The 13215-nt window shown below is 63.5% G+C and carries 13 protein-coding genes; 4 read left to right on the plus strand and 9 right to left on the minus strand.

All coding sequences use genetic code 11. The features are described 5' to 3' along the window. Nucleotides 1–7 precede the first annotated feature (7 nt). Nucleotides 8–745 (minus strand): DUF3348 domain-containing protein, encoded by a 738-nt coding sequence (locus XcyCFBP4188_RS05330; protein ID WP_006449496.1) that lies wholly within the window; start codon nt 743–745, stop codon nt 8–10. 147 nt (nt 746–892) lie between these two features. Further along, nucleotides 893–2092, minus strand: a complete 1200-nt coding sequence (locus tag XcyCFBP4188_RS05335) for an MFS transporter (protein WP_006449497.1) — start codon at nt 2090–2092, stop codon at nt 893–895. Nucleotides 2093–2195: 103 nt separating this feature from the next. On the opposite strand from XcyCFBP4188_RS05335, the gene XcyCFBP4188_RS05340 reads away from it, so the two are divergent. Further along, a complete protein-coding gene (locus XcyCFBP4188_RS05340; protein WP_006449498.1) occupies nt 2196–3107 on the plus strand; it encodes a LysR family transcriptional regulator in 912 nt (303 codons plus the stop codon). 278 nt (nt 3108–3385) lie between these two features. Next, nucleotides 3386–3598: a hypothetical protein gene (locus XcyCFBP4188_RS05345; protein WP_006449499.1), complete on the plus strand. Its 213-nt coding sequence runs from the start codon at nt 3386–3388 to the stop codon at nt 3596–3598. Between the two features lie 187 nt (nt 3599–3785). On the opposite strand, the gene XcyCFBP4188_RS05350 is transcribed toward XcyCFBP4188_RS05345, so the two are convergent. Then, on the minus strand, nt 3786–4064 hold the full coding sequence (locus XcyCFBP4188_RS05350; protein ID WP_104591748.1) for a hypothetical protein: 279 nt from the start codon (nt 4062–4064) through the stop codon (nt 3786–3788). Nucleotides 4065–4073: 9 nt separating this feature from the next. Next, on the minus strand, nt 4074–4325 hold the full coding sequence (locus tag XcyCFBP4188_RS05355; protein WP_006449501.1) for a YkgJ family cysteine cluster protein: 252 nt from the start codon (nt 4323–4325) through the stop codon (nt 4074–4076). Nucleotides 4326–4666: 341 nt separating this feature from the next. Here XcyCFBP4188_RS05355 and XcyCFBP4188_RS23015 point away from each other — a divergent pair, with 341 nt between their 5' ends. Beyond that, nucleotides 4667–4834, plus strand: coding sequence for a hypothetical protein (locus XcyCFBP4188_RS23015; protein WP_006449502.1), 168 nt, complete (start codon nt 4667–4669; stop codon nt 4832–4834). A gap of 78 nt (nt 4835–4912) precedes the next feature. On the opposite strand, the gene XcyCFBP4188_RS05360 is transcribed toward XcyCFBP4188_RS23015, so the two are convergent. Next, on the minus strand, nt 4913–6076 hold the full coding sequence (locus tag XcyCFBP4188_RS05360) for a zinc-dependent alcohol dehydrogenase (RefSeq protein WP_043907799.1): 1164 nt from the start codon (nt 6074–6076) through the stop codon (nt 4913–4915). 260 nt (nt 6077–6336) lie between these two features. Here XcyCFBP4188_RS05360 and XcyCFBP4188_RS05365 point away from each other — a divergent pair, with 260 nt between their 5' ends. Next, nucleotides 6337–6981: a DUF4142 domain-containing protein gene (locus XcyCFBP4188_RS05365; protein WP_006449505.1), complete on the plus strand. Its 645-nt coding sequence runs from the start codon at nt 6337–6339 to the stop codon at nt 6979–6981. A gap of 825 nt (nt 6982–7806) precedes the next feature. Here XcyCFBP4188_RS05365 and XcyCFBP4188_RS05375 read toward each other — a convergent pair. The 4 genes from XcyCFBP4188_RS05375 to XcyCFBP4188_RS05390 form a co-directional block, all read right to left on the minus strand. Then, entirely contained in the window at nt 7807–9564 is a 1758-nt protein-coding gene (locus tag XcyCFBP4188_RS05375) for an ABC transporter ATP-binding protein (protein WP_104591764.1), read from the minus strand. 26 nt (nt 9565–9590) lie between these two features. Next, complete coding sequence (locus XcyCFBP4188_RS05380; RefSeq protein WP_104591751.1) at nt 9591–10742, minus strand: beta-glucosidase; 1152 nt, start codon at nt 10740–10742, stop codon at nt 9591–9593. Between the two features lie 91 nt (nt 10743–10833). After that, nucleotides 10834–12021 carry a UDP-galactopyranose mutase gene (gene glf / locus XcyCFBP4188_RS05385; RefSeq protein WP_104591752.1) on the minus strand — a complete coding sequence of 396 codons (1188 nt, stop codon included), beginning with the start codon at nt 12019–12021 and terminating at the stop codon, nt 10834–10836. Further along, on the minus strand, nt 12018–13202 hold the full coding sequence (locus tag XcyCFBP4188_RS05390) for a glycosyltransferase family 1 protein (RefSeq protein WP_074058561.1): 1185 nt from the start codon (nt 13200–13202) through the stop codon (nt 12018–12020). The genes glf and XcyCFBP4188_RS05390 overlap by 4 nt, the downstream gene beginning before the upstream one ends. Between the last annotated feature and the right edge of the window lie 13 nt (nt 13203–13215).

Genomic DNA, 13215 nt, shown 5'->3' on the forward strand with positions numbered 1-13215 from the left:
GTCCCAGTTAGCGGGTACGAAGCGCTGCAAGCAGGCCTTCGATCGGGTGAAAACGAACATCCAGCTCGGCGAGCAACACGCTCTGCATGTCTTTGCGAAAGACATCCAGCCAGCCATCGGAGACTGCGCGTGAAGGGGGATCGCTATCGGCTGGCGAATGTGGGGTTTGCGCGGCATCGCGCAGACGTTCGAAATGCGCACCGAGCAGGCTCGGCACGGTGTTCAACAAGCTCTGCTCGCGCGGGCTGAGGGTGAGTTCCATTGCCGCATCCACTTCGGCCAGCCGCGCCATCTCGCCGGATGTCAGCGCCAGCATGTCGCGCAGACGGCCACGCAGATCGCCGGTGGCGGTGCGCATCGCGCGTTGCATGGCGAGGTAATGCTGCCGGAAGGGGGCGTAGTCGGGCATTGGTGCGGGCGCGTCGAGATCGGCGGCATTGCGCGCCTCGGCACGCAAACGCACGACCAGCGCATCCAGATCGGCCACGCTGCTGGTCGCCAACCCGGCGCGCACGCGGGCGCAGGCCTGGGCATCGGCAGGACGCGGCTCGGGGAGATCGTCGGTCTCGGGCAGCTTGCCATCCAGCGCCTTGGACACCGCCACCGCGCGCGTCCAGTCGATCCACTGGCTCAGCCGGTCGGCAAGCGCGTGGTTGGACTGGGCAACGTGGACGTCGCTGAGGCGAGCAAGCAGGCGAATGAACGCCGGGCCCGAGAGGGGCGCCCGTGGAGAAACTTTCGCCATTCTTCCGGTCAAAGACCGCGCATTTTACACGGGAATGTGCGCCATTCGGCGCTTTGCGAAGCAGTTGCGGGCCTGCCGGCAGGCCCGACCCTGGCGGCATTCAGCCGGCCTGGTGTGCAGGCCGGCGTGGGATTCCAGCGCGACTTCTCAACGCCGGGCGCGATGCACCAACGGAATCAGCACCACGCCCAGCAGTGCCACCGCAGCGGCCACATAGCCGATGCTGCCCAGGCCCCAGGCCGGAATCACCAGGCCGCCGATGATCGCGCCGATGCCGATACCGGCATTGGCTGCCGACACATTGGTGGTGCCGGCCAGCGCCTGCGAATGGGTCACCGAGTTCATCACCCGCACCTGGCTGATGGGAAACAGCGCGGTATAGGCAATGCCCCAGACCGCCAGGGTCAGAGAGAGCAGCACCCCGGTCTTGGCGAGCGGCACGCACAACGCCATGCCCAGCGCGAGCAGCAGCAGGAACACCGCGGTGGCGCGCAGCGGCGAGCGATCCACCACCCGGCCGCCAAGCCAATTGCCGATCAGGCCGATCGCGCCAAAGCCCATCAGCCACCAGCCCACGTTCGCCGCCGGCACGCCCACGCTGCGTTCCAGCAGGTCGGCCAGATAGGTGTAGGCGGTGAACATGGCGGTGAAGACCACGACCGACAGCGCCACATTGGCCAGAAAAAAACGCTCGGTGAAGATGCCGGCCTGCTGGCGCAGATTCACCCGTGCGCTGCGGGCCACCGTTGGCATCCATGCCGCCAGCGCGGCGGCCATCGCCAGCGACAAAGCGGCCAGAATCCAGAACGCGCCGCGCCAGCCGATGCCGTTGGCCGCCACCGTGCCCAGCGGAATGCCGAACAACAACGCCGCCGAAATGCCCAGATACACCTGCGATACCGCGCGCCCGGCGTGCTGTGGCCCGGCCAGTTGCCCGGCGGTCTCGCTGGCGGTGCCCCAGAACACCGGCAATGCCAGCGCCGGGATAAAACGCGCCAAGGCCAGCACCCAGATGTTGGGCGCCAGCGCGGCCACCGCGTTGGAGACCGCAAACACCAGCAGGATCGCGATAAACAGGCGCTTGCGATCCACATGCGACAGCCACGCGGTCAGCGGCGGGCCGAACAGCATCACGGTGAAGGCGAACAGCGTCACCAGCTGGCCGGCGGCGGAAATGGAAATTTCCATATCGCGCGCAAGGTCGGGCAGCAGCCCGACGATCAGGTATTCGGTAGTGACGATCACGAACGCGGCAAACGCCAGGATGAAGATCGCCAGCTCGCTGCGCGTGGTGGCCGGCGCGTTGGTGGCAGACGCGGTGGACGTGGTGGAACGGACAGCAGACATGGCGTGCGCCGCAGTGTGGGCTGGCCATGATAGGAAAGAATTTAAGTCGTATATCGGGAGTATTTTCCGTACATTGCAGACTTCAGTTCTTTAATGTGCCGTTATGCATCCTTCCGAACGCGTCAAAGGCATCGACATCTTTGTCAGCGCCGCCGATGCCGGCAGCTTCACCGCCGCCGCCGAGCGGCTCAGCCTGACCAGCTCGGCAGTGGGCAAGGCCATCGCCCGCCTGGAAGCACGCCTGGGCGTGCGCCTGTTCGCGCGCACCACCCGGCGGCTGGCGCTGACCGATGCCGGCGCGGCGTTCTACCGGGTCTGCGTCAAGGTGCTCGACGAGCTGGAAGAAGCCGAGCACGTCCTGCGCGCCGAAGGCCAGGCGCCCACCGGCCGGCTGCGGCTGGACCTGCCGGTAAGCTTCGGCCGGCGCAAGGTGTTGCCGGTGTTGCTGCCGTTCTTTCAGCGCTATCCCGGCCTGCAGCCAAGCATTTCGTTCACCGATCGCTTCGTCGACATGGCCGAAGAAGGCATCGACATCGCAGTGCGCATCGGTGGGCCGGATCAGTGGCACAGCAGTCTGGGCCACCGTTATCTGGGCCATGAAAAACGCGTGTTCTGCGCCGCGCCGCAGTATCTGGCGCACCGTGGCACGCCCGACAGCATCGCTGCATTGCTGGCACACGACGCGGTGCTGTATGGCCAAGCCAATCGCAGCAGTAGCCCGTGGTTGCTGCGGCATGGCGCAGGACCGGTGGAACAACGCGCGATGGACGCGCGGGTGGTGTTCGGCAATGCAGAAGCGCAGGTGGATGCGGTGGTGGCCGGGCTGGGCATCGCGCAACTGCCGACCTGGTTGATCGATCATCATCTGCAGCGTGGCAGCCTGGTGGCAGTGCTGCCGCAGTGCGATACCGAAGGCCTGCCGCTGCATCTGGTATGGATGCGCGCGCGCCAGTTGTTGCCCAAGCTGAGCCGCTTGCTGGAATGCCTGCAGCAGGGTTTGCAGGATGCGGCGTGAGTGCGGTGCCTTGCGCGCTGAGGCGTGCGCTGCATCGGGTTGTGCACCCTATGCATCCACTAGCGTTGGTTGCAGCGCAATTCAAGGTGCGCGTTGGTAAGCGCGTCATTACACGCAGCAGCACGTTGCAGCACGCCAGATCGAGCCACTCACGCCGGTGTACGCATGCTCTCTAACCAGTTCAGCTTCAAATCCACTGTCTTGCGGTCGACCCTGTTTTGTAAGGTGAACGCGTGTAGGCTGCGGGCCGGGGACGATTCCCCAACGAGGTGACCGCAATGGATCGCTCCGACATGCAAGTGTCCGATCTCATGGTCCTGGAGTTGCAAGGGTTCCACGATGCCTATGGCAATGGACCGGACTTCTGGGACGCGTATCAACGCATCATGACCAGTGCCGCGCAAGCCGGCGGCGACGTGATCGCGCTGGCCAACGAAATGGCGTCCCTGGCGCAGGGGCTTGGCGTGATCAAGCGCGCGCAGTTGCTGTAACTGCCGATTGCGCCGCCTGCCGGCGATGCCGGTTTGCCTGCCAGGCGCAGGCGCTTGTCGAAGCCGACGATTGTGGCGCTGTCTCTTTAACCGGCCGCCGTGTTTACGCCGCGCGCAGCAACATCCATCACCAACATCTAGCTAGAGACAGCCACACCGCAGGCGGGCTGCCACCGCGACGCGTGGCTTACTTGACGTCGGTTGTTTCGGTTGTTTCGGTTGTCTCTGTCGCTTCTTCAGACGCGTCTGTTGTCTTGACGGCCGGCTTTGCGGCGACGGCTGCAGCCGGTGCAGCGTCGGACTCGCCGCGCTTCTTGTCACGCCGCAGCGGCGTATCGCCCAGACGCTCGATCGCGCCACCGGACTGCTGAAACGCTTCCAGATCAGCAGCCAGGCGCTGTTCTGACAAGCGCGGCTTGCCTGGCTGATTGCTCACGGTCATCGACTGGCGGCGGGAATTATTCATCGCAAATCCTCATGCGTTGTAGAGCGTCAAGGGAATGCCCCGGCGGCGCTGATCGTCGTAGGTGGCACGCACGTCGCGGCAATACGGGCCGGACATGACGAAACGGCGGCAGATGGCCGGCCGTGTGTCGTAGATCGAGCAACACATGCGCGCCGCATCGATGGCCACGCACCAACCTTCCTCGTCACGCGCCATCACGTGCCAGCCTTGCGGCGTCACGGTGGTCAGATGGTTTGGAATGCGGTCGGTTGAGTCGACCATGACAGTGAGCCGGCAACAGACGGCGTCGCAGCGTTCGCAGAGATTCTTGATGGAGAAGGCCAGATAGTAGTGAAGGCGACACCGGGCTCCGGCCGCCTCTGCACCATACACCCTGGGCGTGCCGGGGTGTGAACCGTGCCCCCCGATTCGCTTTGCAGGGCTTGGCGGTTACGCCGCGGCGCAGGCGATGCAGGCGATGCAGGCGATGCAGGCGCGCCGCGCAGCGGGCTTGTGGAATGCGTTGCCTTTGTCGCCTCGATGCGAAGACCGCTTTCACCTGCGTCATCGCTGCGTCGCCGTAGCGTGGCGCAGTCTGCATCCACCTCGCCAGGAAACTCTCGATGAGCACCTCGAATCAAACCTTGTCCACACCCGACCACAGCAGCGATCACGATGATCAGCGCAGCGAGAAAGAAAAGCAGGATGCGCTGCAGGACGATGCGCTGGAAGAGACCTTTCCGGCCAGCGATCCGGTGTCGCCGTTCGTGCCGGCCAAACCGCTGGATTGATCCGCATCCCAAACGAGTGAGATAGACAAGCGGCGCCCTCATCGATTGCGCCGCTTGTGTTTGCCTGTTCGCCAGCGGTTACGGCGTCAGCACGACCTTGCGGCAATCGTCCTGCTTCTTGTCGAACAATTCGTAGCCGCGCGCTGCGTCGGCCAACGGCATGCGGTGCGAAATGATCGCGCTCGGCTTGAGGTCGCCGTTGCCGATATGTTCCAGCAACTGCGGCATATGTTTCTGCACATGGGTCTGGCCCATCTTGAAGGTCAGCCCCTTGTCGAAGGCATCGCCGAACAGGAAAGCGTGGATAAAGCCGGCATACACGCCCGGCACGCTGACCACGCCACAACGACGCGTCGCTGCGATGCATTGACGGATCGCCACACCGCTGCTGCCTTCCAGCTTCAAGGTGGTCAGTGCGGTTTCCACCGCGCTGCCTTCGGCCTCGAAGCCCACCGCTTCGATGCTGGCATCCACGCCGCGGCCATCGGTCTGCGAGACGATCACATCGGCCGGGTCGTCGATCTCGTCGAAGTTGATCGGGATGACGCCATACGCCTTGGAGGCGAAGTCGAGCCGATACGCGTGGCGGTCCACCATGAAGATACGTTCGGCACCCAGCATGCGGCAGCACGCTGCGGCCATCAGACCGACCGGGCCGGCGCCGAAGATGGCCACGGTGGAGCCTTGTTTGACGCCGGCATCGACCACGGCTTGATAACCGGTGGGCAAGATGTCGGATAGGAACAACACCTGCTCGTCATGCAGGACATCGGGCACCACCAGCGGGCCGACGTTGGCCTTGGGCACACGCACGTATTCGGCCTGCCCGCCCGACAGACCACCGTAGAGATGGCTGAAGCCGAACAAGGCCGCCGGTGGGCGCATGTCCTTGTGATTCAATGCCGCGCCCTTGCCGGTGTTGGTGGTTTCGCACGCGGAAAATTCCTGCAGCGCGCAATGGAAGCAGCGCCCGCAGGCGACCACGAACGGAATCACCACGCGGTCGCCGGGTTTGACTGCAGTGACATCGGGGCCAACGTCTTCGACGATGCCCATGAATTCATGGCCGAGAATGTCACCATGCCGCAGATCGGGAATTTTGCCGCGATACAGATGCAGATCCGAGCCGCAGATGGCTGTTGCGGTGACGCGCAGGATCAGATCGTCGCGTTCGACAAGAACCGGATCCGGCACGGTTTCAACTCGTACATCGCGTGAGCCGTGATAGTTGAGGGCAAGCATTGAGATCTCCCGAAAAGGCCGTCGATGCGCGGCAACCCATGCAGTGTTCGTGCAGCATCGTTAAGCCCATCAGCACACAGCGTGCGCATGGTGTGGACGCGTCCGATTGGCGACGCGGCGTTGATGCGCAAGTCACGTCTGGATAACCCTCGCACTCGCACCCTGAGATCACTCGTCAAATCGCTTGCAGTCATTCCACACATCGCGATGCGAACCCGACAATCAATGATCGCCAAGCAACGATCACTCAGGAGGCAGTAATGGGACTTTTCAAGATGGTAACCGCCGGCGCCGTGGGCTATGTGGCATACAAGGCGTGGCAGCGTCGTCAGGGCCAATCGACCGATGCGACCAGCGACACCAGCAGCGACCGCGACATTCAACAGACCACGTTGACCGGACCTGCCGCCAAGAGTGCGACACCACCGCATGGCGACCCGCTACGCACCGACGCCAACATCTCCACCGATCGCAAGCAGGCATTGGGCGCACTGGTCATCTTCAACGAACAGGAGCGCACACTGGCGCAACTGGCTGTGGTGAAGGGCATCAGCGGGGAATCGCTGCAGTTCGCACGCAAGATGGATGAAGCCCACAGCGCCGCGCTCACCGACCTCAGCCGTTTTGCGCCGGACCGCAATGGCACTTTGGCGCAGGCCGCATCCGCACGTGCGGACGGCACCCGCAAGCGTCTGGACGGGTTGAACGGCAAGGAATTCGAAACGCAGTACCTGCAGGCCAGCGTGACCAGCCATGAGCAGGCGCTGGCACTGCTGGATACGCAATTGAGCAGCGAGCCGGGGTCGAGCGATCTGGGCAAGGAGCTGCAGCGTGCCCGCGAAACCATTGCCCAGCACCTTGAACATGCCAAGGCGCTGCGCACCAAGTCGACCCAGCCGCACTGATCGATTGATTGGTGGTCGCTCTTGTAGCGGCCAACAAAATGAATGCTAGCGGCCAACAAAACGACTGCGCTCACCGTCAGGTGGGCGCAGTTGTCTTTTTGTTTCCGGTTCGCAGATGAGCAGGTTGGAAGTGCGATGTCCTCATCGCTTGATTGGCTCTGCGGTGTCATGGGTGCCGGTACATAGCAGTCTTGGGTGGATGCATGGCGTGTTCCGACACTGGATGTGGCACTACGCATCGACTATCGCCGTGCACGACGCCTGCCGGTTTTGTGCGAAGGCTTCGGTCTGCTGCAGGCGCTTGCACGCGTACCGGCGTGGGACACGCCGCAAGTACGTCCATGTAGGCTCTTACGCGGCATCCATGCCGCGTAAGGTCCCACGCCGGCACGCGTGCAAGCACCACCCATCGTTGTCGGTTGCTGGAGAAAAAGCGGCCGCTGGGCGACTGATCGCATCTTGGAAAGTGGCGTTCGCTGGCGAAGTGCTGGATCTTGTTCGGCCCCATCCGATCGACGCCAAAAGCATCGCTCAGGCATCATTGCGAATCCGCAGACGTTACGCCCGGCTGAGGACATTGCTTGTCGATCAGCAGCCGCGATGAGTGGAAGCGCGGCGTCGTATCCGGGGGCGGGACCATGTGGCGGCATGGATGCCGCCACTGAGCCTCCACGGACGGATTCACGGCGTGTCCCGACACCGGATGCGGCGCCGCGCGCAAGCCGACTCGTCACATGACGCCTGCCAGTTTACGCAACTACTTCGGTCATTGAGCGGCACTTGCGCGCGTAATGGCTGGGAGATGCGCACGTCATCCATCTAGCATTACGCTTGCGTCTGGTCAGGCGCTGCCTGCTCGAATCCAGCCGCCTGGCGCTGCCACAACCCGTCGAAGACGCCGCCATGCCCGCGCAGCTGTGCAGGATTGCCGTCTTCGATCACGCGGCCTTCCTGCAGCACCACGACGCGATCGAAGCCGATCACCGTGGATAGCCGATGGGCTACCGCCAGCACGGTGCGGTCGCGCATCAGATGATCCAGCGCGGCCTGAATTTCCGCCTCCGATTCGGTGTCCAGTGCCGAGGTGGCTTCGTCCAGGATCAGGATCGGTGCGTCCTTGAGAAACGCACGCGCGATGCCCAGCCGCTGCCGCTGACCACCGGACAACATCACCCCGCGCTCGCCAACCTGGGTGTCGTAGCCTTGCGGCAGTTCCCGGATGAATCCATCGCAGAAGGCATGCCGCGCGGCCTCCTGCACATCTGCATCGTTGGCGTCCGGCCGGCCATAGCGGATGTTGTCGGCAATGCTGCGGTTGAATAGCGCGGTTTCCTGCGGCACCACTGCGATCTTTTCGCGCAGGCTGTCCTGGCTGACACTGCGGATGTCCTGGCCGTCGATCAGCACGCGCCCGGATTCCACATCGTCCAGGCGCTGGATCAGCGCAATCAAGGTCGATTTGCCGGCGCCGGACGGCCCGACGATGCCTACCTTCTGGCCTGCGGGAATATGCAGATTCAAGTCGTGCAGCACCGCCGGGCGATCGGGATAGGCAAAGCGCACATGTTCGAAACGCACATCGCCTTCGGCCATCGCCAATGGCGCATCCGCGTCCACCAACGCATGCGGCTGCAGGATGATCTGCAAGGTATCGGCGATCGCGCCCAGCTGCTGGGTGGTATCCACCAGCGTCAGCGCCAGATCGCGCGAGCCATGCAGGATGCGAAACGTCAGCGCGCTGACCAGCACCACATCGCCTGCGCTCACCGCGCCGGCACTCCACATGCCGATTGCCCAGATCAACATGCCGCCGGCCATCAACGACAGACAGATGTCATGGATGACGCGGGCCTTTTCCACATACATCCAGCTGCGCCGGTGGGCGACCGCTTCATAGCCGATCTGTTCGGCCAGCCGTGCGCTTTCGCGATCGCGCGCGGCAAATGCCTTGATCGTCCATACATTCGACACCGCATCCACCAACTCACCGCCCACGCGTGCGGCCTGCGCGGCAAAGCGCTGATGCTTGGCGCGGCCGCGGATGCCGAAGCTGGTGATGATGGCCGCCACAATCCCGATGAAGCCGACCAGCGTGGCTGCCATGCGCCAATCCACGGTCAGCAACAACACGATGGCACCGATGAAATCCACGATCGGCGGCACGATCTTCCACGCCAGCCCGCCGTAGATCTGCCCGGCCGCGCTGCCGAGCGCGGTGATGCGATTGCCCAGCGCACCGGCGAAATGCTCGCTGAAATAGCGCATGGGGTGCCCGGTGAGATGGCGGAACAGATCCACCCGGATATCCACCACGCTGGCAACAACGGTGCTGCAGCCCAACCAGCCACCCAGGCGCCACAGCAGGTTTTCCACCGCAATCAGGCCGATGAAAACGCCCAGCGGCCACCACACATTGGCCTGGCTACGTTGATCGGTGGCCATCGCATCGACCAGCACCTTCATGCCGTACTGCACCGACACCGCGCAGCCGGCGGCGCCGATGATCAACAACAACAACCCACTGAAATGCCAGGGCCGTTGGCGAACGTAATGCCACAGAAAGCGTGCCGGCGTGTCCGGCAATAATTCCGGCTGGGCAGTGAGCGTTGTCACGTATCGATGTCGGCCAGTGCAAGCTGCGGCACTTGCAGGCCAAAGCGTTCGTGTTCGCGACGCAGTTGTCTGGCCAGCCCGGCATGCAGTGGACGCTCGCCCTGCTCATCGGCATAACCGAACAGGCCGGTGGGGCAATGGCGGTAGTTGTCCCAGCCCGGATAGTCCAGCACCGGGTAGAGGCAGATGCCTTCCATCGGCACGCCTTGCTGCATCGCCAGTGCCACTTCGCTGCCGACATGGTCCAGCCAGGGACCGCGTTTGTCGGCTTCGGCGCCGGTTTCGGAGACGAACATCGGGCGCCGATAACGCTGCCAGAACTCGTCGATGATGGCCGAAAACGGGCGGTAATCCGTTGAGCTGCGCAGGATCGGTGTGCCGCCCAGATACCATTGATTGTCTGCGTAGTAGTTGAGGCCGATGATGTCCAGATGCTGCGGTATGCCCCCCAATCCGGGCCATTGCTTGCCGCAGATCATGTCCCAGGCTTCGAACTGGGACAGCCGCAGGCGCTCGGCTTCGCGGCGCGGGCCGGGGCGGTCGTTGGAGGGAATCACATGAATGGCCGGGTCCACCTGCACGAAGCGCGCGCGCGGTTCCACCTGGCGTACCGCATCGATCGCGGCGATGGTGGCGCGTACCAGCTGATGCTTGAGCTCGAAGCCGCGTCCGCGTGCCTTTGGATACATGCCTGAGTGATCGCCGCCGTTCCAGGCCCAGAACGACATCTCGTTGACCGGGGCATAGAACGGCACCGCGTCGGTTTCGTTCTTGACGCATTGCGCGGCCGCAGCGGCAAAGCGTGCAAAGCGATCGACAAAGTGCGGCGACCAGATATCCACATCGTCCGGCCAGCCGTAATGGCACAGATCCCAGATCACCTGGGTGCCGGCGGCATTGGCCGCGTGCAGCATCGGCAAAAAACTGGACCAATCGTAATGGCCGGGGCGTTGTTCGATCAGGTGCCAGCGCATGCCGTCGCGCACCGTACGCAAGCCTTGCGCCGAGACGGCACGGTAATCGTTGGCGGCCCAGCGGTCGTGCTTGGTGCCGGCGATCAGATCCAGCCGGCGGCCATCGCGGCGACGATGGGTCGAACACTCGAACCCCGCCATGAAAAAACTGTCGAACACTGTGGGGGTATGCATCTGACATCCTGCTGCACGATCGGTTGCACGCTGGCACCGACCATCGATGACTGCCCAGCAGCGCGAGCGCGGTGGGGCGGGGTGTTGCCGATCAGACAGCCAGTTCGGCGTGACGCTGGTGTTCTGCCTCTTCGATGCGCTTGAACAAGGCCAATGCCTGGCCGACCACTTGATCCATGTTGTAGTACTTGTAGGTGCCCAGCCGCCCGAGAAAGGTGACATTGGGCGTCTCGGCCGCCAGGCGCTCGTAGCGCCGGTACAGCGCGGCATTCTCCGCACGTGGAATCGGATAATACGGGTCGCCGTCGGCCGATGGGTACTCGTGGGTGAGGCTGGTCTTGGGATGTTGCTGGCCGGTCAGATGCTTGTACTCGGTGATGCGCGTGTAGGCCACATCTTCGGCCGGGTAGTTGACCGTGGCCACCGCCTGAAAGTGTTCCTGATCCACGGTGCTGTGTTCGAACTTGAGCGAGCGATACGGCAGCTTGCCGTAGCAATAGTCGAAGTATTCGTCCACCGGCCCGCTGTAGACCAGTTGGTCGTAGTCCAGCTCGTCGCGGATCTCGCGGTAGTCGGTATTGAGCATCACCTTGATGTTGGGGTGATCGAGCATGCGTTCGAACATGCGGGTGTAGCCGTGCAGCGGCATCTGCTGGAAGGTGTCGGTGAAGTAACGGTCGTCGTCATTGGTGCGGGTGGGCACACGCGAGGTCACCGACTTGTCCAGCTGCGACGGATCCAAACCCCATTGCTTGCGCGTGTAGCCGCGGAAGAAGGTCTCGTACAATTCGCGGCCTACCTGGTTGATCACAACGTCTTCGCTGGTCTGGATATCGGCCACCGGTTCGGCGCGGCTGGCCAGAAATGCAGCGGCATCTTGTTCGGTTGCAAGCTGCAAACCGTAGAGCCGGTTCAAGGTGGTCATGTTGATCGGGATCGGCACCTGCTGCTCGCCTACCTGCGCCAGCACACGATGCGCGTACGGCCGCCACTGGGTGAAGTTGGACAGATAATCCATGATGCGCTGCGCATTGGTGTGGAATATGTGCGGGCCATAGCGATGGATCAGCACACCGGCGTCGTCATGAAAGTCGTAGGCATTGCCGCCGATATGCGGGCGGCGGTCCACCACCAGCACGCGCTTGCCCAGGCCTGCGGCCAGGCGCTCGGCCAGCACGCTGCCGGCAAAGCCCGCGCCGATGATCAGGTAATCGAATCCGCGCCGGGTACCGTCGACGGTGCGGGTGCTCGCCAGCGGAACGGCGCCCGAAGGTGTCATTGCTTCCACGTGAGTTTCTCCTTCATCAAGTCATAGGTGTGGTCCCAGGACATATCGCCCAGCACTTGGTCAGCGGTTTCCAGCAGCTGCTCGCGGTCGGCGCCGTCGCGCAGCGCGGCCTCGCAGGCGGCAACGAATGCATCCGGCGTGTCGGCAATGCGCACCACGCCGGTGTCGCCATAGGTGCGCACCACATCGTGGATCGGCGTGGAGACCACCGGGCGGCCGCCGGCCAGATATTCGGGCGTCTTGGTCGGGCTGATGAAGCGGGTGGAGGCATTCATCGCAAACGGCATCAACGCCACCTCCCAGCCGGACAGATAGCCGGGCAATTGGTCGTAGCTCTTGCCACCCAGGTAATGGATATTGTCGGCTTGCGGCAACTCGGCCGGGTCGATCTTGACCACCGGGCCGATCATCACCCACTGCCAGTGCGGGCGTTGCGTGGCGATGCTGCGCAACAGCTCCACGTCGAAGCGTTCGTCGATCACGCCATAGAAACCGAGCCGCGGATGCGCGATGTCGGCTTGGTCGGCAGGCTCCTGCTGGGGGGCGCGTGCCGCAGCGAAATGCGCCACATCCACACTGCTGGGGAAGGCATGTGCATTGGCGTGCAGCGCGCGTTTTGCTTCCCAGATGCTGTAGCCCCCGGTGAACACCACATCGGCGCGCTGCAATAGTTCGCGTTCGCGCTGTACCAGTTCGGGCGGCGCACCGCGAAATGCCGACAGCTCGTCCATGCAGTCGTACACGATCACGCGCGGGTGCAGATGCGCGCTGAAGCTCTGGCTCATCGGTGTGTAGTACCACAGCACCAGATCGTCCACACCGAGTTCGGCCAGATAGCCATCCAGCAACTGGCGTTGGATCTGCACGGCCGCCTCGCCTTCGCAACCGGCCGGCAGGCGCGGCACCAGCACATGCAGGCCGCCTGCTTCGCCACGCACCTGCAGCCACGGCTCGGGTTCGTCGCAGGCGATGGGCTCCTCCCAGAACAGCAGATTGAAATCACGTGCAAAGCGCGACATCAGATGTTGCGGGCGCTGATACACAAAACTCCAGCGCAGATGCGACAAGCACAACAGCGTGGGTCGCGATGGGTCGAATTGCGGGGTGTTGCCGGATGCGACGGCGCGGCGGGTGTTGCCGATGTCGTAGTGAAACTGACCAGCCCAGCTCATGGAATGCCCTCAA

Source organism: Xanthomonas hortorum pv. cynarae, from assembly GCF_002939985.1.
GTDB lineage: Bacteria > Pseudomonadota > Gammaproteobacteria > Xanthomonadales > Xanthomonadaceae > Xanthomonas > Xanthomonas hortorum_D.

What these genes read in the sequence shown, in the direction of transcription:
- XcyCFBP4188_RS05330 (WP_006449496.1), bottom strand. Translation starts at nt 745, where the DNA reads ATGGCGAAAGTTTCTCCACGGGCGCCCCTCTCGGGCCCGGCGTTCATT.
- XcyCFBP4188_RS05335 (WP_006449497.1), bottom strand. Translation starts at nt 2,092, where the DNA reads ATGTCTGCTGTCCGTTCCACCACGTCCACCGCGTCTGCCACCAACGCG.
- XcyCFBP4188_RS05340 (WP_006449498.1), top strand. Translation starts at nt 2,196, where the DNA reads ATGCATCCTTCCGAACGCGTCAAAGGCATCGACATCTTTGTCAGCGCC.
- XcyCFBP4188_RS05345 (WP_006449499.1), top strand. Translation starts at nt 3,386, where the DNA reads ATGGATCGCTCCGACATGCAAGTGTCCGATCTCATGGTCCTGGAGTTG.
- XcyCFBP4188_RS05350 (WP_104591748.1), bottom strand. Translation starts at nt 4,064, where the DNA reads ATGAATAATTCCCGCCGCCAGTCGATGACCGTGAGCAATCAGCCAGGC.
- XcyCFBP4188_RS05355 (WP_006449501.1), bottom strand. Translation starts at nt 4,325, where the DNA reads ATGGTCGACTCAACCGACCGCATTCCAAACCATCTGACCACCGTGACG.
- XcyCFBP4188_RS23015 (WP_006449502.1), top strand. Translation starts at nt 4,667, where the DNA reads ATGAGCACCTCGAATCAAACCTTGTCCACACCCGACCACAGCAGCGAT.
- XcyCFBP4188_RS05360 (WP_043907799.1), bottom strand. Translation starts at nt 6,076, where the DNA reads ATGCTTGCCCTCAACTATCACGGCTCACGCGATGTACGAGTTGAAACC.
- XcyCFBP4188_RS05365 (WP_006449505.1), top strand. Translation starts at nt 6,337, where the DNA reads ATGGGACTTTTCAAGATGGTAACCGCCGGCGCCGTGGGCTATGTGGCA.
- XcyCFBP4188_RS05380 (WP_104591751.1), bottom strand. Translation starts at nt 10,742, where the DNA reads ATGCATACCCCCACAGTGTTCGACAGTTTTTTCATGGCGGGGTTCGAG.
- glf (WP_104591752.1), bottom strand. Translation starts at nt 12,021, where the DNA reads ATGACACCTTCGGGCGCCGTTCCGCTGGCGAGCACCCGCACCGTCGAC.
- XcyCFBP4188_RS05390 (WP_074058561.1), bottom strand. Translation starts at nt 13,202, where the DNA reads ATGAGCTGGGCTGGTCAGTTTCACTACGACATCGGCAACACCCGCCGC.